Genomic DNA, 17,119 nt, shown 5'->3' with positions numbered 1-17,119 from the left:
CGTTCTTGACGGCACGCCCCTGCCCTTGTGCGAGAGGAAATTCTCTTGTCCATGTCGATTCTCTATCGGGTTTGCGAGCCTTTTTCCGATGCGTCAAGCGCGCTGTCGCGGGCGCGCGCGATCATGCGCGACCTGACCGACTGGACGGCCGAGCCCTGGCCGCAGCTGGACAAGGTCACCACGGTCGAGCAATTCACCTACGCACTTCGCACTTTCGACACCGCCCGGTTCACCGCGGACCGGGGTACCTCACGTCTTCCCTTTCATGGACGAGTTGCGACGCCGAGGAGTCGTCACGTTCGACGCCCGGCAGATGAAGTCCTGGTTCAGCGGCGACGTGCGGCTGGGTCCGGATCTGGCGGATCTCTGGCCCTTTCCTGAGAGCGTGGACCTCGCCCTGGCTGCGACTCCGCCTTTCGGCGCCCCCGGCAGTGAGCCCGAGGACGACGCTACCGAAGACGAACTGGACCGGATGGTCTCCGTGCTCGGCCCGCTGACCCTGGACGTCAGATGGGACTGCGCCTGGCGTGGTCTGCCCGAGTTCAAGGACTGCGGTGTGCTGCTCTGCCTGAACAGTGTCTGGGTGTCGCAGCACGACGAGCCGGCCCCCGGCGAGTTCGGCGTCTGGATCTCCCTCGGCCCCCGTGTCGCCTGGACGCCTGAGGGCCAAACCTGGGTGGGCGACTCCGGACTCCCACTGGGCGAACCCCAGACGGGCTGGTGACCCGGACGCCCGGATCCTCCGGCGATCAAGCAGTGCTACTTCTGTGGAACCGCCCGCCTCCGCTCGACATCAGGCGGCAGTCCGAGACAGGGGCGGACGCGCACGGTGAAGGCGCGTCCGCCCCTGGCCCTGTCCGAGAGGCACGTTTCTTGTCCTCGATGCTTTACCGAGTACGCGAGTCCTTTCCCGACGCGCCGAGTGCGCTGGCGCGGGCGCGGGAGATCTCGCGCGAGCTGGCCGACTGGGTCTCCATGGCCACGCCCCGAATGGAGCCGGTCACCACGGCGGAGCAGTACGCGTACGCCCTCTCCGCTTTCGACACCGCCCGCGTCTACGGGAACCAGGCAGAGCCCGGCGTCGGCTCCTGCTTGGACGAGCTGCGGCGCCGTACCGTCGTCACGTTCGACAACGAAGAGCCGAACTCCTCGTTCGCCGGCTACGTGACACTCCGCGCCGACCTGATCGATCTCTGGCCGCTGCCCGAGGGGCTGGCCCTCACTCTGGATTCGACCTTGCCCTTCGGTGATCCCTACAGCGAGCCAGACCCCCCTGTACCGATGAGGAACTGGATGAGATGGTTTCCCTTCTTGGTCCGCTGTCTCTGGACGTGAGCTGGGACTGCGGCTGGCGGGGTCTGTCGGAATTCAAGGACTGCGGTGTGCAACTCTGCCTGAACGGCGTCTGGAGGCGGGAGATCTTCGAGCCGACCCCCGGCGAGTTCGGCGTCTGGGTCTCCCTCGGCAACCGCATCGCCTGGACGACCGAAGGCGAGAACTGGCGCCGCGAGTGCGGACTTTCGCTGGGCGAACCTCAGTCGGGTAGGTGACTCGGACGTCCGGATCCTCCGGCGATCAAGCAGCGCTACTCCTACGGAACCGCCCGCCTCCGCTCGACATCAGGCGGCAGTCCGAGACAGGGGCGGACGCGTCCGGTGAAGGCGCGTTCGCCCCTTTCGCTGCCCGAAAGGCATGTTTCTTGTCCTCGACGCTCTACCGAGTACGCGAGTCCTTTCCCGACGCGCCGAGCGCGCTGGCGCGGGCGCGCGCGATCGCGCACGACCTGGCCGACTGGACCTCCATCCCCACGCCCCGAATGGAGCCGGTCACCACAGCCGAGCAGTACGCGTACGCCCTCTCCGCTTTCGACACCGCCCGCATCTACGGGAACCGGACAGAAGCCGGCGTCGGCCTCTGTCTGGACGAGCTGCGGCGCCGTACCGTCGTCACGTTCGACAACGAAGAGCCGAACTCCTCGTTCGCCGGCTATGTGACACTCCGCCCCGACCTGGCCGACCTCTGGCCGCTGCCCGAGAGGCTGACCCTCACGCTGGACTCGACCTCGCCCTTCGGTGATCCCTACAGCGAGCCGGACCCCGACTGCACCGATGAGGAACTGGATGAGATGGTTTCCGTTCTCGGTCCGCTGTCTCTGGACGTGAGCTGGGACTGCGGCTGGCGGGGTCTGTCGGAATTCAAGGACTGCGGCGTGCAACTCTGCCTGAACAGCGTCTGGCTGGAGCAGATCGCCGAGCCGTCCCCCGGCGAGTTCGGCGTCTGGGTCTCCCTCGGTCCCCGCGTCGCCTGGACGCCCGAGAGCGAAGCCTGGCGCCGCGACTCCGGACTTCCGCTGGGCGAACCCCAGCAAGGCTGGTGACTCGGACGCCCGGAGCCCTACGCCCCGGTGGAGGCGAGGCGTGCGAGCCACTCGTGCGGGGTGACGCCGGGGGCGGGGCGGAATATGCGGGCGAGGCAATGGGGGTCGGGTAGGCCGACCCGGCGATCGACTCAGCGACCGGCAGATCGGTGCCGGTCACCAGTCGGCCCGCCTCGGTGAGCTCAGGGGTTCCAGCTGCGGGTCTACGGCGAAAGCGGCACCAAGCTGGACGACTTCGACCTCGGCAACAACGCTGACGAAGGCCGTGTTGAGGGACATACCTTCGGCGTTCCCATGTCCTGGGTGCCTCCGGGGGTACCCACCTGCGCAGAAACCCAGACCTGCCCCGGCCTGCGCAAATACGGGAAAGCTGAGGGACCAGCCAGGAAAACCTAACCGTCCCTCAGCTACCGAGCTGCCCCAAGAAGCACACTGACCTGCAGTTATACCGCGCAGGCGAGTGCCCCCGGTGGGGGACACAGAACATGGGAACGGGGGGAGCCGTCGGCCGGGGGCGGGCAGCTACTGAACTTGATCGAGTGATGTCGGGAGGGTTCGCCTGACAGCGGCTGCTGACGCCGGTAGGTCCTGGGGAGTGAGATATGCGCAGGGTGGTGGGCTGACCGACACCGAGAGGGCCGCGCGGGAACGGATCCGGTTGCAGGCTGTCGTCCGCTTCAAGGCCGGGGAGAAGAACCGAGAGGTCGCCGCCTCGCTGCGGGTGAGCGAGCGGTCGGTGGAGCGGTGGCGACGGGCCTGGCGCGAGCGCGGCCAGGTCGGGGTCCTGTCGCAGGGGTCTCCGGGACGGTCCCGGCTCAGCGAAACGCAGGTGGCCAGGCTGGAGCGGGAGTTGGAGCGTGGCCCGTTGGTCTACGGCTGGGCGGACCAACGATGGACGCTTGCGCGGGTCAAGACGTTGATCGGCCGACTGTTCCACGTCTCCTACACCGTCGAGGGCACGTGGCGGTTGCTGAAGCGGCATGGCTGGAGCTGGCAGCAGCCAGCCCGGTGCGCCATCGAACGGGACGACGATGCGGTCGAGGTGTGGAAGAAGGAGACCTGGCCGCGGGTAAGGGGACCGCGGCGGAGCGCGGTGCCTGGATCGCTATCGAGGACGAGGCCGGGCAGTCGATGGGCTCAGTCAAGGTTTCCGTGACGGGGTGACGGAGTGTGACTTGCGTCAGGCCAGGAGGACTCGTTTGCGGAGGAGTGCGAACCCGGCTCTCCCATACATCTGTCGCTTCAACATTGATCCGATTGACATGGCCTTCGACGGGGCCGGAACTCCAGGGCAGTGTGAGGCCCGCTGTCGGCGTACGGACTTCTCTGGCTCTGGCAAGATTTTCGTAGGCGGAGATCATCTTGCTGCGATGGGCGGTCCGCCCGCGCAGCGGGCAGCATTTGACTGTGTTCTGTTGAACTGGCCGAGTTGCTACCGCAGTTGGCCGATGTGCTCGTGGTCTCGATCGATGTCTCTGGTCTTGTTGTGGTGGTCTCTGCCCATACGAGATCGCGTTCTCCGGCGAGGTGCACGGGGTGCGGCACGCTGAGCGAGTGGGTGCACAGTCCCTACATACGGCACCTCGGCGATGTAGCGCTCGGCGGTCGGCCAGTCCGTATCGACTTGAACGTGCGCCGTCTGTACTGCGAGAACTCCGCCTGCCCGAAGGTGACGTTCGCCGAGCAGGTGCCGGGGCTGACCGTGCGCTACCAGAGGCGCACTCCACTGCTGCAGAACCTGGTCGAATCGGTCGGCGTCGTGCTGGCCGGCCGGGGCGGGGCAAGGATGCTGCGCATCCTCAACGTCGGGCTCTCGCGGTGCACCGTGCTCGCGCAGTTAATGCGGGTGCCGCTGCCGCCGCTGGTGACACCCCGGGTGCTCGGCGTGGACGACTTCGCACTCTACGGCGACACCTACGGCACCCTCCTGGTCGATGCCGACACCCGACTCCCGCTGACGCTGTGGGAAGGCAGAGACGCCGAGCAGCTCAGCCGCTGGCTGCGCGAACATCCCGGGGTGGAGATCGCCTGCCGCGACGGCTCGCTCACCTACCGTCAGGGCATCGCCGACGGCGCCCCCGACGCCGTCCAGGTCAGCGACCGCTTCCACCTGTGGCAGGGACTGTCCCGGCGGGTGCAGGAAGTCGCCGCCGCCCGCCGCGGTTGCCTGCCCGAGGCTCTCCCTGCCCCGCACGTGACCGGGGCCGAGCTCGCGGACACTGCGGCGACGGAATCCGAATCGGCAGACACTCCGGCCAGCCGTCATGCCCGGCGGCTCTTCGAGTCTGTGCACGCGCTGACCGATGTCGGCCGTTCGTACAGCTCCGCAGCCCGTGAGCTCGGTCTCGACCGTCGCACGGTGCGCAAGTACGCAAGGGCCCGCACCTGGCACGAGGTGGTTCGTCGCCCGCCACGCCGCCCCTCCACCCTCGACCCGTACCTCGACTACCTGCAGCAATGCTGGGACGAGGGCGAACACAGTGCCAAGATCCTGCACCAAGAGCTCCTCGCCAAGGGCTACTTGGGCCACTACCAGCGCGTGAAGATGGCCGTCGCGCCCCTGCGGCGCGGCCTGCCCCTGGATGAGCCACGAGAGCGGCCGCCCTCCCCACGCGAAGCAGCCCGCTGGATCATCACCGCCCCCGACCGGCACGGCCCGCACACCACCGATCGTCTACGACGGCTGCTCGAGCACTGCCCGGAACTCCGCGAAACCCACGAACTGGTACGCCAGTTCGCCGACATGCTCCATGACCGTGATGCCGCTCCACTGCCCCGCTGGCTCGATGCGCTCCAGGCCAGCGGACTGGCTCCGCTCGCTGGTGTCGCCACTGCTCTGCGCGAGGACCAGCACGCGGTCGCCCAGGGGATCACCACCCCCTACAACTCGGGGGTCAACGAAGGCCGCATCACCGACCTAAAGCTCCAGAAACGCATCATGGCAGGACGCGCCGGCGTCCCGCTCCTGCGCCACCGAGTCATCCTGATCGCCCACATACGCCGCCGCTATGGCGACACACCTCTCACGGCGTCAAGATGATCTCCGCCTACGAAAATCTTGCCAGAGCCACGTTCAGGTGTACGCCGACACCCGCGATGACAGCCTGGTGATCACGCCGAAGCCCGTCGGCGAAGGCGTGCAGGGCGGGTAGGTCATCGGCGTGGACGGCGTCTGTCCATGCTGGCAGGCGGTCTCCGCCGAGGTCGCAGACCATCCGTGCGAAGGCATGCACGTGGCCACGGACGGCAGTCAACTCCGGGCACTGGGTGAGTACTTCACCCAGCTGGCGCTCTTCGTCTTCGCACAGGTGCTGGGGGTTCCACATGATCCAGTTGGTGATCTGCTGCGGCTTGAGCACCGGGGCCGGTGACCGGATGGAGCCGAGGCCGGTGCGAAGCGGGCGGAGGCAGCGCCGCACCGCTTGCGGTGTTCGTCCCGAGTAGCCCTGAGTCTGGATCTCCCGGAAGAGACGGGCAGCATCGGTGCATCCTTCGTTCCAGCGCCGGATCAGGTAAGGCTTGTAGTCGTCCAGGCGTGTGGTGCGAAGGGCGCCGTCGATGAGGCCGTCGAGGTTCTTGCAGTGCGCATAGCGTTCCGCTGTGTGCCGGGCAAGGCCCAGCTCCCGCGCGATATCGCTGATCGTCCAGCCGCGGGCCAGTAGTCGGTGCTTATCTGCACTTCACCCGAACGGTTGATGTGGGGTATTCGGTCTGGCAAGGAGCTCTCCGTTCTGGATGGGCCACTGGTCATGGCGGATTGGCGTCTCGCGACTCGTCTGCGCCGCGGTTACTGTCTGGACACTGGACAAGGGACTGGTGGAGGGACGCGTGGGGGAGTCGGCCGCATACGAGGTCTGGCATGGCGACTTCTTGGTCGGCGAACTCTGGGACCTGAGCGTCGATCAACCGTGGTTTCTCTGCCGGTTCGTGCCGGGAGTCGGCTGGAGTGAGCTCAGTCCGCTCTTTGCCGCGCAGGAGGAGGCGCGGCGCCAGCATTTCCCTGAGCAACTGATCGGGGCGATAGCCGCGGTGCGAGATCTCGACGTGGAACTGCGGCCTGTGGCAGGCGGTGAGCCGATTCGCCCCTGGATGATCTATCTGACTGAGGGGCGAGCCAGCTTTCGGTACTGACCGTTCCCGTCACCTCCTGCGCGTGAGTGCTCCCGCCGCTGGGTACCATCTGTAAATGTCCACTCGCGCGGAGTTGCGTCGGATGCGCCGCATCGATCGTGGTATGCGGATCATTCTGCCGAGGGTGGTCCGACGCGTGGTCAACGGCGAGGTGCTGCAGCCCGGTTGGCTGCCTCGCCGATGGTTGACCCTGGTGTCGGGTGACGTCGACCGGGACGCGGGTGTCGGCGGGGTCTGGCTCATCTGGCGTCCCGGGTCCGCGAAAGCGGAGACGCACACCGCACTGATTGAGCGCTGCGGCGAGAAATGGCAGTACACAGGCGGTGGCAGTGCGTCGGACGGTGATTTGCTTGCCGAGAGACTGGCGGCGGGCCAGCCGGGCCAGGTCGGCATGATCGAGCTCGGCGGAGGTGCAGGTTGCCTGAGTTATGCCTACCGCCTGCAGCATCGTCATCCGGACTTCACCGGGACGGGCTCGTGGGTCGGGTCCAACGAACTCCAGGTGGCGGCCGAAGTGGATCATCTCCTCCTCGGCGACCGACGGATCAAGGTGCCTGGGCACGGCAGGCTCATCGTGGTCTGGAAGTCCCAGTCCACAGGCCACGGGGGGATACGACCGCTCATCGTGGCTGTGGGGCACGACGGCTCGGAACTCTCCAGGATCGGCCCTCACGACAGTATGGACAGCTACACCTGGGCAGAGTTGAGCGGCCAGGCGGAGTGATAGCTGCGAATCCTCCGTAAGCACGGTCGTCCTGCTGCTCAGGGGCCTGCCGGCGGCGGAACCGCTTGCCTCGGCAAGTAGGAATATGCAGGGGATCATGGTGTGGTCTCCTGCGCTGTTGTGGTGGTGCGTGGGAGGGGGGATGCCGAGGTTGACGACGGGCCGACGGAGGCGCCGCCCGGTTTCGTCTCTCTTGGTTCGCAGGAGGGTGAGGGTCAGGTCGATGCCTTCGATCTCGCCGCGCCAGCCTTCGGTTTCGGCACGGGCCCGGTGGTTGATGAGGACCGTTTCGAGGTCGTCGAGTCGGCTGATCATCTTCGGGCTGACCTGGAGCATGGGGCAGCGGATGCCCCGTTGACCGAACTGGTTTGGGCTTCCTTCTAGGTCAACGCATAGTGACGACAAGGGGGTTGTGGCTGCTACTGGAGGGTCGTGGTGACTGCTCGCCGACGACGCGAGTCCGACATCGCTGCGGTCCTACGCCTATGAGCTGTTGGCGTGGATCAGGTTCCTACACGCCGTGGACGTTCCCTGGCATCTGGCGAGCCGCGCCGAGGCCCGTGACTTCGCACTGTGGCTGAAGACCACGAAGAAGCCGCCTCGGCGGCGTCGTCCCGATGCACCCGCCCCGGGCTCGGTGAACCCGGTCACGGGGAAGGCCGCGCCCGGCGAGAACTATGCCGCTCGGACCAGGCGGCACGCTCGCGCGGTGATCCGCTCGTTTTACGAGTACCACGGCGAGACCCACGGCCGACCGCTGATCAACCCGTTCCCGCAGGGCGGAGCTGCCGACGAGGGGAGTCCGAACGCGCATCACAACCCGATGCAGCCGTTCCGGCAGCCCTCGCGCCGGGGCACCTATCAGCCCAAGGAGCCCAAGCCGACCCCGAGGATCATTCCTGAGCAGGCATTCAACGACCTGTTCGCCGGGTTGAAGTACAACCGGGACAGGGCTCTGATCGCGTTCTACATCTCCACCGGCGCCCGTGCCTCCGAACTGCTGGGTGTCCCGCAGGGTTTGGTCTCGCCCGGGGACCAGACGATCGGCGTGGTCCGCAAGGGCAACCAAGTCCTGCAGCACCTTCCCGCCTCCGCCGACGCGTTCGTGTGGCTGCGGCTCTACCAGCAAGAACTTCGCGGCATGGTCCCCAAGCACCCGTCGGAGCCGCTGTGGTGGACGCTGCGACGGCCGATGCGCTCGCTGGAGTACGACGCGGCCCGGATGGTCTTCACCCGTGCCAACCAGTTGCTCGGCGCGAACTGGACCCTGCACGACCTGAGGTGGACAACGGCCGCGCGTGGACGCCCGTCACCCGACACGGCATCGATGTCGTGGTTGCCGGAACCAACAGCGAGCAGTTCGCGATACTGCTCGCGCTGGGTGACGACTAGCGGGAGCCAGGCCCCTCACCTGGGCTGATGGCCGGCCTGCCCGGATAATCAGCTATGGCTCAGGCCGCTCGCAGTGAGAGCATGCACGTCATGCACGCCTGGGATTCGCTGACGATCGCCGAACAGACACTCATGCGTCGTGCCATCTCGGGGTATTCCCTGGCCGGGGTAGTCCAGAACTACGGCGTGGCACTTCGCTGGGCCCGTGCTGCACAGGCTCCGCCCCTGCGCAGCTTCACAGAGGACGAGCAACGCGCCCTGGTCCCACAGCTCGCCGACGTGGCCCTCGATCTCGCCGAACGCGGGCTACTGACCGTCCACGAGGGGGAAAGCCACCGCGCCGTCGCCCCTGTCCTGGTGGCAGGGTCCGAACTCCACGAGGTTCTCACCGATCCGACCAACTGGCTGTGGACCGCCCGCCCTCACCGCCGCTTCAGCCTCGCCGCCCCGCAGCACGTGCGCGAGCACTGGTTCGACGGCGCACATCCGACTGCCGACACCAGCGCGCTTCCCACCTGGGACGAGCTGAGCGTTGAGGAACGCGAAGTCCTGGTCTGCGCGGCCGAGTCGAGCGGCATGCTCACCGGGGCGTTCGGCATCTGGGAGGATCCGCCGGACGACCTGGACAGCGCCGAGCGCCTTGCCTGGGTGGACCGGCAACTCGCCCCGCTGCTGCCCTTCGTCCGCAAAGGCTGGATCGAGGTCCAGCACTGCCCCGACGAGCGCAGCGATGCCTTCACCGTAATCCCCCTCGACGGACTCCGCACTTCCCTCACGGATGCCACCATCCGCTACGAAGGCGACGAATGGGGCATCGGCGTCGGCTGCATTTTCACCTACGCGGGACTAGCCGTCTGGCGCGGTGGGTGGAGCAGCGAATGGGGACGCCGCCTCAACTTCGACTGATCCCTGCCCACCGCCGCACCCCAGTCAGCGTTGTCCACCCCTGTCCCACGACACCCAGTCACGGCGCCCCGGCAGGAGTCGGCGGCGCGACACGCCCGGACACTCCGGGGCGCCGAGATTGTCGCCCACTACTTTTAGCAACTCGCCTGCGAGCGGCCCCGTCGGTCCGTGAACTGGGTAGTTCGGATAAGCAGGCGTGTTCGTGCTGGCAGGGGGTGCCGTAGGGGCGTCCGCATGCGCCGAGTTCGACCTTGCGCTTGTCGAAGTGCTCTTCGAACTCGTCCCACTCGTCGCTGGTGACGTCGCGGTATTCGTGGTCGGGACGGAGTTGGCGGCGTTCGTTGAGATGGGTGAGGTAGTGGCGGATGACGTCTTCGTCGAACACGGCGACGTAGCCGCGGGTGGTCTGGATGTTGAGGTGGCCGAGCAGAGCGGCGCCGACGTGGATGGGGAGTCCGCTGTTGACGAGCTCGGTGCCCATCTTGCTCATGGCCCGCCTTGAGAGGCCGCGTCGCGACAGCCAGCTCCTCGATATCGAGGACCTCGGCCTTGCCGCAGAGCTCGAATACCACGCCGACACCCTCCCACTCGTCGATCGCACCCGCCCCTCCGAAGTCGACGTCCTCATCGCGAAAGACCGTTCTGGTCCTGCACCCCTACGCCTCACGGTCACCTGGTAACCCGCGCTGACCCCGGCGCAGCGGGAGTGACTGGTCGGACCGACACGGTCGGTGTTGACCCCGATCGGGATGCTGCCTCCCGCACTGCGACGGGCCGATGACGGTGCAGCGTCGCCGCGCATCCGAGGCCGCCCGGACTCTTGTGGTGCGGCGGGCCTTGGCGGAGCGTGCCGTACGGCAGGCCGCCACGTCGCTTGTTGCTGGCGAGTCTGACCCGCTGCGTACGACGGTGTGAGTACGTCGATCGTCTGTGAGGTCAACGCGGCTACTAGCAGGATGAGTTGGGACGAAAGGTGGGGTTTCGTGCGGGGTGACTGGCGGCAGATCCAGACGGCGGTCCTGGGCGGCGCGGACTCGGAGGAGCCGCTGATGCTGCCGCTGGAGGCGATGGAGTTGGACGCCTTCCGCCGTCGTCACGAGCACGACACGTTCTGGTGCGGGCTGCTGCTCGGAGGCTGCGGGCTGCAGCTGACCACGAAGCTGTACACCGAGCGGGACTGTTCCCTGTCAAGTCGTGCGTGTTGAGGACTCTCAGACCGATTGCCGGCCTCCCAGGGTGCCCCGGGAGCCTCGTCGTGGATTCCGGGCTGTTCTTGGTCCGATGCCAGATTGCCCAGTGCCTGCGGGCCTCGACGGTGACCGTGACAGTTCCGCGCCGGCTCCGGCACTCCAACCGTCCCTCGACCGCCTTGGAGCGAGGTGGTCCAGGACCTTGACGCTGGTGTCGGACGACGGTCAGGTCGCGGTCGACAGAGGCGCTCCGGGCTCCGGTCGAGTGGCGGCGGTGGGAGTCGTGCGCACCGTCAGGGTTGGGCAGCATCCGCCAGGGGGAGCCTGTGTCCTGCGGACCGCTGACTGACGCGGAACCCCTGTGGTGTAGCGGCCGTTGTTCGAGAGCCGGAGAAACTTCAGGGATGGAGTTGAGGCACGGTGGAACAACGCATGCCGGTGGCGACGCACTGGGGCAGTTTCGTAGCCGTGGTCGATTCGGGTCAGCTGGTGCGCATTGAGCCCCGGGGTGATGACCCCGCGCCGTCGCCGATCGGCCCGGGCATGGTGACGGCTGCTGAGGACAGTGCGCGTGTGCTGCGTCCCGCGGTGCGCAAAGGGTGGCTCAATGGCTTGCCGCGCGCCGATGAAACGGCCAGAGGTGCGGACGCCTTCGTAGAGGTCAGCTGGGACGACGCGCTCACGCTGGTGAGCGAGGAATTGCGCCGAGTGCGCGCACAGCACGGGGACAGCGCGGTGTTCGGCGGCTCGTACGGCTGGGCCAGTGCGGGCGGGTTCCACAATGCGCAGGGTCAGCTCCAGCGGTTCCTGTCGTTGGGCGGGGGCTACACCGACTCGCGCAACACGTACAGCACCGCCGCTCTTGAGGTCATCCTTCCGCATGTGATCGGCGGGGCACCGTGGAGCTACCAGTCCCGGATGCCGATGTGGGACGAGATCGCCGAGAGCTGTGAGCTCGTGGTGGCGTTCGGGGGGCTGGCTCTGAAGAACAGCCAGATCAACCCTGGCGGGCTGGCCCGGCACCAGACGCGGGACCTGCAGCGGAAGTGCCGTGAGGCCGGGGTGCGGTTCGTGAACGTCAGCCCGATCCGCAGTGACACCGCCGACTTCCTCGACGCCGAGTGGCTGCCGGTCATCCCCAACACTGACACCGCCTTGATGCTCGGCATCGCGCACACGATGCTGGTCAACGACTGGTACGACGAGGACTTCCTCACTCGCTGCTGCGAGGGGTTCGACCGCTTCGCCTCCTACCTGACCGGCGACGTGGACGGCGTCGTCAAGGACGCCGACTGGGCCGCGAGGATCACGGGCATCAGCCGCGACACGATCCCCGATCTCGCCCGCCGCCTGTCCACACAGCGTTCCCTCATCATGGTCAACTACGCCATACAGCGGGCGGACCACGGTGAGCAGCCGATCTGGATGTCGGTCGTGCTGGCGGCCATGGCGGGTTCGCTGGGCCGGCCCGGCTGCGGCTGGGGCGCGGGCTACGCAACGATGGACGCGACCGGTGTCGCCCCGGGCCGCCCGTCTGTGGCGTCGATGCCGCGGGTGGCGAACCCTGTTGCGGACTTCATTCCGGTCGCCCGGATCGCCGACACCCTGCTGGAACCGGGCGCGACGATCGACTACGACGGTCAGCGCCTGACCTTGCCGGACCTGCGCCTGATCTACTGGTGCGGAGGAAACCCCTTCCACCACCACCAGGACCTCCACCGCCTCACCCGAGCCTGGCAGCGCCCGGACACGGTGGTGGTCCATGAAGCCTGGTGGAATACCACGGCGAAGTTCGCCGACATCGTGCTTCCCGTCGCGACCAGCCTGGAGCGTGACGACTTCGCCGCGGGATTCTCCGACCCTCACCTCATCGCGATGCCGAAGGTCCGCGAGCCGGCCGGCGAGGCACGCACAGACCACCAGATCTTCGCCGCTTTGGCTGCCCGGCTCGGCTATGAGCGCGAGTTCACCCAGGCGCGTTCCGAGATCGAATGGGTCCGGCACCTCTACGTCCAGACACGGGCGAACCTCGGCGACGACGCGGCCCTGCCAGACTTCGACGACTTCTGGCAACGCGCCTCCGGTGTCGAACTGCCGGCACTCAGCGGGCCGTTTCCTGGCAGCTTCGAAGCACTGCGCTCCGATCCGCAGCGCTTCCCCCTGACGACGCCGTCGGGCCGGATCGAGATCTTCTCCGAGGAGATCGACTCGTTCGGCTACGACGACTGCACCGGACATCCGACGTGGTTCGAACCCGTGGAGTGGCTTCGCGCCGACCTGGCGGACCGCTTCCCGCTGCACCTGATCTCGAATCAGCCTGCCTCACGCCTGCACAGCCAGTACGACAACGGTGGCCACAGCCTCAAGTCAAAGATCCACGGCCGCGAGCCCGTAACGATCAACCCGCACGATGCGGCATCACGCGGTATCGAGAACGGCATGATCGTGCGCGTCTTCAACGACCGAGGCAGCTGCCTGGCGGGCGCGATCCTGTCGGACGCCGTTATGCCCGGCGTCATCCAGCTGTCCACCGGAGCGTGGTGGGACCCGGCCCAGCCGGGCCGGAGCGGAACCTTGGACCGCCACGGCAACCCGAACACCCTCACCGGGGACCGCGGGTGCTCGCGTCTGTCCCAGGGACCCAGTGCGCACAGTGCTCTCGTCGACGTCGAGGTCCACGACGGGCCGGTCGAGGAGGTACTCGCCTTCACACCACCACACCTCGAACACTGAAACGAAGCCAACCCAACGACGGGCGAGTTTGCCGTGTTCCCCCTCGTCGGGCGCCCGGTCGGTAGGTCCGTACCGGCGCCCAGCCTCCACTCGGACGTTTGCGTCGCCGTAACTGCATGAATACGGTGCGCAGTCATGACTGCACTTCAAGATCTCAAGTACGGCCAGTGGTTCAGGGGCGCCGATGTCGACGGCGACGGGTTCATTACCCAGCACGACGTCCGCAAGATGAGCGAGCGCTACATCAGCGCCCGCGAGACCACCCCTGATGCCGAGACCGTCCGCCGGCTCACCGAGGGGATGGACCAGTTCTGGTCGAACGTCATCGCCCCGATGGATCAGGACGGTGACGGGAAGGTCGATGTGCGGGAGATGACCGAAGGCTTCAAGAGTGTCCTGACCGACCGCGCGCTCTACCCGCAGCAGATTGCGCCGGTCACCAACTGCTTCTTCGACCTCGTCGACCTCAACGGAGACGGCAAGATCGACCAGGCCGAGTTCCAGCAGATGTTCGACTCGGTCGCCGCAGTCCCCGGCGAGGACAGCGCCGCCGTTTTTGCCGCTCTGGACCTCGATGGTTCCGGCGGACTGGACCGTGACGAGTTCCACCAGGCACTCGAAGAGTTCTTCTACGGCAACGACCCCGACGCTCCCGCCAACCACATCTTCGGCAAGGTCACCGCCTGACAGTCCCCGGATACGCCCCCGGACCCGCGCTTATGCCAGGGCCTGCCCCTGGCTAGCGGCCGCGTGGCGGCGTGGGTCGCGTAGCACCTCCTGGCCGTGTGGGTTCAGAAGCGATTCCCAAACCGAGGGATACGGCGGCCGCTCGAACTTCCGTGCGTATCACTCCCGTTCGGGTGATCGCCACCCGCTCGCGCTTCTCCAGCACCGACGGCATCGGCCACCTCCGCACACCTCGCATCCGAACCAACGGAACGAGCCTGCCTACCCAGCGGCCACTCCACTCCTGACATACGGAAACGTGACCCTATATCCGGATTGGGGTCACTTCTGACGCCAGTTCAGGCGACTGACGCGGCTGGCTGAGTGGGCAGCTATCGGCTCGAGAGTGAGCGTGGAAGCCCGAAACAGGGCAGCACGCTGTTCTCGAATCGGGTCATTGCGCTGATGCGGTGGTCGGCGAGGGTGAGGACGTAGAGGCCAGTCCCGTGGCTGATGCCGTTGGGGGCGCGCAGGTACGCTCCGAACGCGGGCTGACCGTTGGCTCGCGTCGGCACCAGGTCGAACCTCCGGCCAGACCGGAAGACGCTGGCGCAGAAGCGGGCAACGAGGTCTTTGCCCTCGTACTCGAAGGGCACTGGCGGCATCGAGAAGAAGACGTCGTCGGTGAGAAGATCCACCAGCGCGTCGAGATCGGCGCACTCCCACGCGCGGACGAACTTCGCCACGATCGCGTCCTCAGAGGCTGAGCCGGGGGCGGGAGGTTGGTGGTGGGCGGCCGGCGGCTGGTGGCGTTGCAGGGCGGCGCGGGCTCGTTTGAGGGCGCTGTTGACCGAGTCGACGGTTGAGTCGAGCATGTCGGCCACCTCGCGGGCGTGGAATCCGAGGACGTCACGCAGGACGAGAACGGCGAGTTGACGAGGCGGCAGTACCTGCAAAGCGGTGACGAACGCCAGGGAGATCGATTCGGCCTGCTCGTAGCGGGCTTCTGGCCCGAGCGGCGCGTCGATCACGGCCTTGAGCAGGGTGTCGGGATAAGGCTGCAGCCAGACGACCTCACCGAGCCGGGTCGGCTCGGGCGGTTCGACATCGGGCACGTTCCACTCCTTCGCCTGGCGCCGACTCACCGAGCGACGCGCGTTGAGGCACCGGTTGGTGGCGATCCGGTACAGCCAGGTGCGCATCGAGGCGCGCCGCTCGAACCCCACGATGCCTTGCCAGGCGGCCAGTAGCGTGTCCTGCAGGGCATCCTCGGCGTCCTGCAACGATCCGAGCATGCGGTAGCAGTGCACCTGCAACTCCGCGTGGTACGGCTGGACCAATGCGCGGAACGCGTCACCGTCGCCGGCCCGCGCCTTCGACATCAGATCGCCGGTCGCCATCCTCGGGTCACCCTCTCCGTCACCACATCGCACTTCCCACGGGTATGGACACCGGCTGACCGGCCAACTGGGCGGCTGACGCGCGCCCAGTTCTGCCGATGCCGCGGTGTCTACCTCAGTGGTAGTCCGACCACCCGAACATGGGAGCATCGACATGGGAACGATCGTCGTCTTCGAGAACGTCTCACTCGACGGAGTCACCCAGGACCCGACCGGCGAGGAGGGCTTCAGCCGTTACGACTGGCGCGCCGGGCTCGCCCCGACCGACCGCGAAGCATGGGACAAGCTCATCCTCGACGACGCGCTGGGCGCGCAGGTCCTGCTGCTGGGGCGACGCAGCTACGAGTTCTTCGCCGCACGATACCCATCCCGGACCGGCCGACTGGCGGACAGGATTAACAACTTGCCCAAATACGTCGCCTCCACCACACTCACAGATCCCGGCTGGAACGACTCGACGGTGCTCGACGGTGACATCGCGGATGAGGTTGCGAGGCTGAAAGACACGGTCAACGGCGAGATCCGCGTCTACGCCAGCTCCCAGCTCGTGCACACGCTGATCGAGCACGACCTCGTCGACGAGCTGCGGCTGACGGTCTTCCCGCTCGTGATGGGCGCGGGCAACCGCCTCTTCGACCAGTCCGGCACCCCGAAACGCCTGCGCCTTGCAGGCACCCGCACCGTTGGCGACAGCCTTGCCTACCTCACCTACCAGGCAGGGTGACGTCGTTGGCCTGCTGCACCGTCAGGTCGGTGAGTGCGTAGTCGCGTTCCAGGGTGACCTTGCCGGTGGTGACCGTTCGTGGCGGCGCACGATCTGTACGGTGGCCCGCCACTTTGCCGTGTCTGCGCGCCCAGTTCTTGGCTGGGCCGGTGTCTACCTGGTTGGAGGCGGCCCCAGTCCGGGGCGCGCCCCGGAGACAAGGAGGATCAAGATGGGAAAGATCGTGGTCAGCCAGAACGTCACGCTCGACGGCGTCGTCGAGGACCCGAGCGGCGAGGGAGGGTTCAGGCACGGCGGCTGGTTTCTTCAGTTCATGCACCAGGACTGGGAGGCGTGGGCGGAGCTCGAACTGGCCGAGGCACAAGCCGCCGAGGCGCTGCTGATGGGTCGGCGGAGCGACGAGTACTTCGGCGCACGGTCGTCAATGATGGGCGGCGAGTGGTTGGACAGTCTGAACCGTCTGCCCAAGTACGTCGTGTCCACGACGCTCAAGGAGCCCAAATGGACGAACGCCACCGTCCTGGCAGGCGACGTAGTCAGTGAGGTCTCGAAGCTCAAGCAGCAGATACAGGGGGAGATCGTCGTGTACGCCAGCCGTCCGCTCGTGCGCACACTGATGGAGCACGACCTGGTCGACGAGCTGCGCCTGACGGTCTTCCCGGTTGCGGTCGGCGCGGGCGAGCGCCTGTTCGGCGAGACCAGCGACAAGCGACCCCTGCGCCTGATCCACACGAAGACCGTGGGGAACGGCCTCGTCCACCTGACCTACGAGCGCGCCCGCGAGGCTTGAGAAGCGACATGGCGGGCGGCGAGCATCCCCGCCGCCTCAGCCGGCCCGCCCCGACCGCGGCCTGAACAGCCCAGGTTGCTCCTCGC

At 67.1% G+C, this 17,119-nt stretch carries 20 protein-coding genes; 17 read left to right on the top strand and 3 right to left on the bottom strand.

All coding sequences use genetic code 11. The annotated features are described in order from the left end of the window. Positions 1-265: 265 nt before the first annotated feature. From EDD90_RS07605 to EDD90_RS07585, 6 genes are all read left to right on the top strand, one after another. Positions 266-724, top strand: a complete 459-nt coding sequence (locus EDD90_RS07605) for a hypothetical protein (RefSeq protein ID WP_260327704.1) — start codon at positions 266-268, stop codon at positions 722-724. A 158-nt stretch (positions 725-882) separates the two neighbouring features. Then, entirely contained in the window at positions 883-1,335 is a 453-nt protein-coding gene (locus tag EDD90_RS56900; protein ID WP_260327703.1) for a hypothetical protein, read from the top strand. Between the two features lie 47 nt (positions 1,336-1,382). Further along, entirely contained in the window at positions 1,383-1,550 is a 168-nt protein-coding gene (locus EDD90_RS56895; protein WP_260327702.1) for a hypothetical protein, read from the top strand. 149 nt (positions 1,551-1,699) lie between these two features. Continuing rightward, complete coding sequence (locus tag EDD90_RS07595) at positions 1,700-2,377, top strand: hypothetical protein (protein WP_260327701.1); 678 nt, start codon at positions 1,700-1,702, stop codon at positions 2,375-2,377. A 595-nt stretch (positions 2,378-2,972) separates the two neighbouring features. Further along, positions 2,973-3,533 (top strand): winged helix-turn-helix domain-containing protein, encoded by a 561-nt coding sequence (locus EDD90_RS07590; RefSeq protein WP_123972357.1) that lies wholly within the window; start codon positions 2,973-2,975, stop codon positions 3,531-3,533. Positions 3,534-3,827: 294 nt separating this feature from the next. Next, positions 3,828-5,417: an ISL3 family transposase gene (locus tag EDD90_RS07585; RefSeq protein WP_311737269.1), complete on the top strand. Its 1,590-nt coding sequence runs from the start codon at positions 3,828-3,830 to the stop codon at positions 5,415-5,417. Positions 5,418-5,424: 7 nt separating this feature from the next. Here EDD90_RS07585 and EDD90_RS56890 read toward each other — a convergent pair whose 3' ends face one another. Then, positions 5,425-5,736 carry a hypothetical protein gene (locus EDD90_RS56890; RefSeq protein WP_260327700.1) on the bottom strand — a complete coding sequence of 104 codons (312 nt, stop codon included), beginning with the start codon at positions 5,734-5,736 and terminating at the stop codon, positions 5,425-5,427. A gap of 376 nt (positions 5,737-6,112) precedes the next feature. Here EDD90_RS56890 and EDD90_RS07575 point away from each other — a divergent pair, with 376 nt between their 5' ends. From EDD90_RS07575 to EDD90_RS07535, 9 genes are all read left to right on the top strand, one after another. Next, on the top strand, positions 6,113-6,508 hold the full coding sequence (locus tag EDD90_RS07575) for a hypothetical protein (protein WP_123972355.1): 396 nt from the start codon (positions 6,113-6,115) through the stop codon (positions 6,506-6,508). A gap of 55 nt (positions 6,509-6,563) precedes the next feature. After that, positions 6,564-7,232 (top strand): hypothetical protein, encoded by a 669-nt coding sequence (locus EDD90_RS07570; RefSeq protein WP_123972354.1) that lies wholly within the window; start codon positions 6,564-6,566, stop codon positions 7,230-7,232. Positions 7,233-7,334: 102 nt separating this feature from the next. After that, positions 7,335-7,616, top strand: a complete 282-nt coding sequence (locus tag EDD90_RS55170; RefSeq protein WP_185148977.1) for a hypothetical protein — start codon at positions 7,335-7,337, stop codon at positions 7,614-7,616. Positions 7,617-7,752: 136 nt separating this feature from the next. Beyond that, positions 7,753-8,652 carry a site-specific integrase gene (locus tag EDD90_RS55165; protein WP_185148976.1) on the top strand — a complete coding sequence of 300 codons (900 nt, stop codon included), beginning with the start codon at positions 7,753-7,755 and terminating at the stop codon, positions 8,650-8,652. 62 nt (positions 8,653-8,714) lie between these two features. Further along, complete coding sequence (locus EDD90_RS07555; RefSeq protein ID WP_123972352.1) at positions 8,715-9,530, top strand: hypothetical protein; 816 nt, start codon at positions 8,715-8,717, stop codon at positions 9,528-9,530. Positions 9,531-9,726: 196 nt separating this feature from the next. Then, positions 9,727-10,032 carry a hypothetical protein gene (locus EDD90_RS56305; RefSeq protein WP_221305074.1) on the top strand — a complete coding sequence of 102 codons (306 nt, stop codon included), beginning with the start codon at positions 9,727-9,729 and terminating at the stop codon, positions 10,030-10,032. A 481-nt stretch (positions 10,033-10,513) separates the two neighbouring features. After that, positions 10,514-10,735 carry a hypothetical protein gene (locus tag EDD90_RS07545; RefSeq protein ID WP_260327699.1) on the top strand — a complete coding sequence of 74 codons (222 nt, stop codon included), beginning with the start codon at positions 10,514-10,516 and terminating at the stop codon, positions 10,733-10,735. Between the two features lie 417 nt (positions 10,736-11,152). Then, the gene (locus tag EDD90_RS07540; protein WP_123972351.1) at positions 11,153-13,453 is read left to right on the top strand and encodes a molybdopterin-dependent oxidoreductase; all 2,301 of its coding nucleotides are present in this window, start codon (positions 11,153-11,155) and stop codon (positions 13,451-13,453) included. Between the two features lie 135 nt (positions 13,454-13,588). After that, positions 13,589-14,140 carry an EF-hand domain-containing protein gene (locus EDD90_RS07535; RefSeq protein WP_123972350.1) on the top strand — a complete coding sequence of 184 codons (552 nt, stop codon included), beginning with the start codon at positions 13,589-13,591 and terminating at the stop codon, positions 14,138-14,140. Positions 14,141-14,511: 371 nt separating this feature from the next. On the opposite strand, the gene EDD90_RS07530 is transcribed toward EDD90_RS07535, so the two are convergent. Then, positions 14,512-15,519, bottom strand: coding sequence for a sigma-70 family RNA polymerase sigma factor (locus EDD90_RS07530; RefSeq protein ID WP_123972349.1), 1,008 nt, complete (start codon positions 15,517-15,519; stop codon positions 14,512-14,514). Between the two features lie 154 nt (positions 15,520-15,673). On the opposite strand from EDD90_RS07530, the gene EDD90_RS07525 reads away from it, so the two are divergent. Next, entirely contained in the window at positions 15,674-16,243 is a 570-nt protein-coding gene (locus tag EDD90_RS07525; protein WP_123972348.1) for a dihydrofolate reductase family protein, read from the top strand. Here EDD90_RS07525 and EDD90_RS56885 read toward each other — a convergent pair. Further along, complete coding sequence (locus EDD90_RS56885) at positions 16,224-16,355, bottom strand: hypothetical protein (RefSeq protein WP_260327698.1); 132 nt, start codon at positions 16,353-16,355, stop codon at positions 16,224-16,226. The genes EDD90_RS07525 and EDD90_RS56885 overlap by 20 nt on opposite strands. A 99-nt stretch (positions 16,356-16,454) precedes the next feature. On the opposite strand from EDD90_RS56885, the gene EDD90_RS07520 reads away from it, so the two are divergent. Further along, positions 16,455-17,033, top strand: coding sequence for a dihydrofolate reductase family protein (locus EDD90_RS07520; RefSeq protein WP_123972347.1), 579 nt, complete (start codon positions 16,455-16,457; stop codon positions 17,031-17,033). The last annotated feature ends 86 nt before the right edge of the window (positions 17,034-17,119 follow it).

The sequence above is a fragment of the Streptomyces sp. Ag109_O5-1 genome (assembly GCF_003814875.1).
Classification (GTDB): Bacteria; Actinomycetota; Actinomycetes; order Streptomycetales; family Streptomycetaceae; genus Streptomyces; species Streptomyces sasae.
Note: the sequence above shows the minus strand (reverse complement) of the source record. Positions and strands in the feature narration are given on the sequence as shown.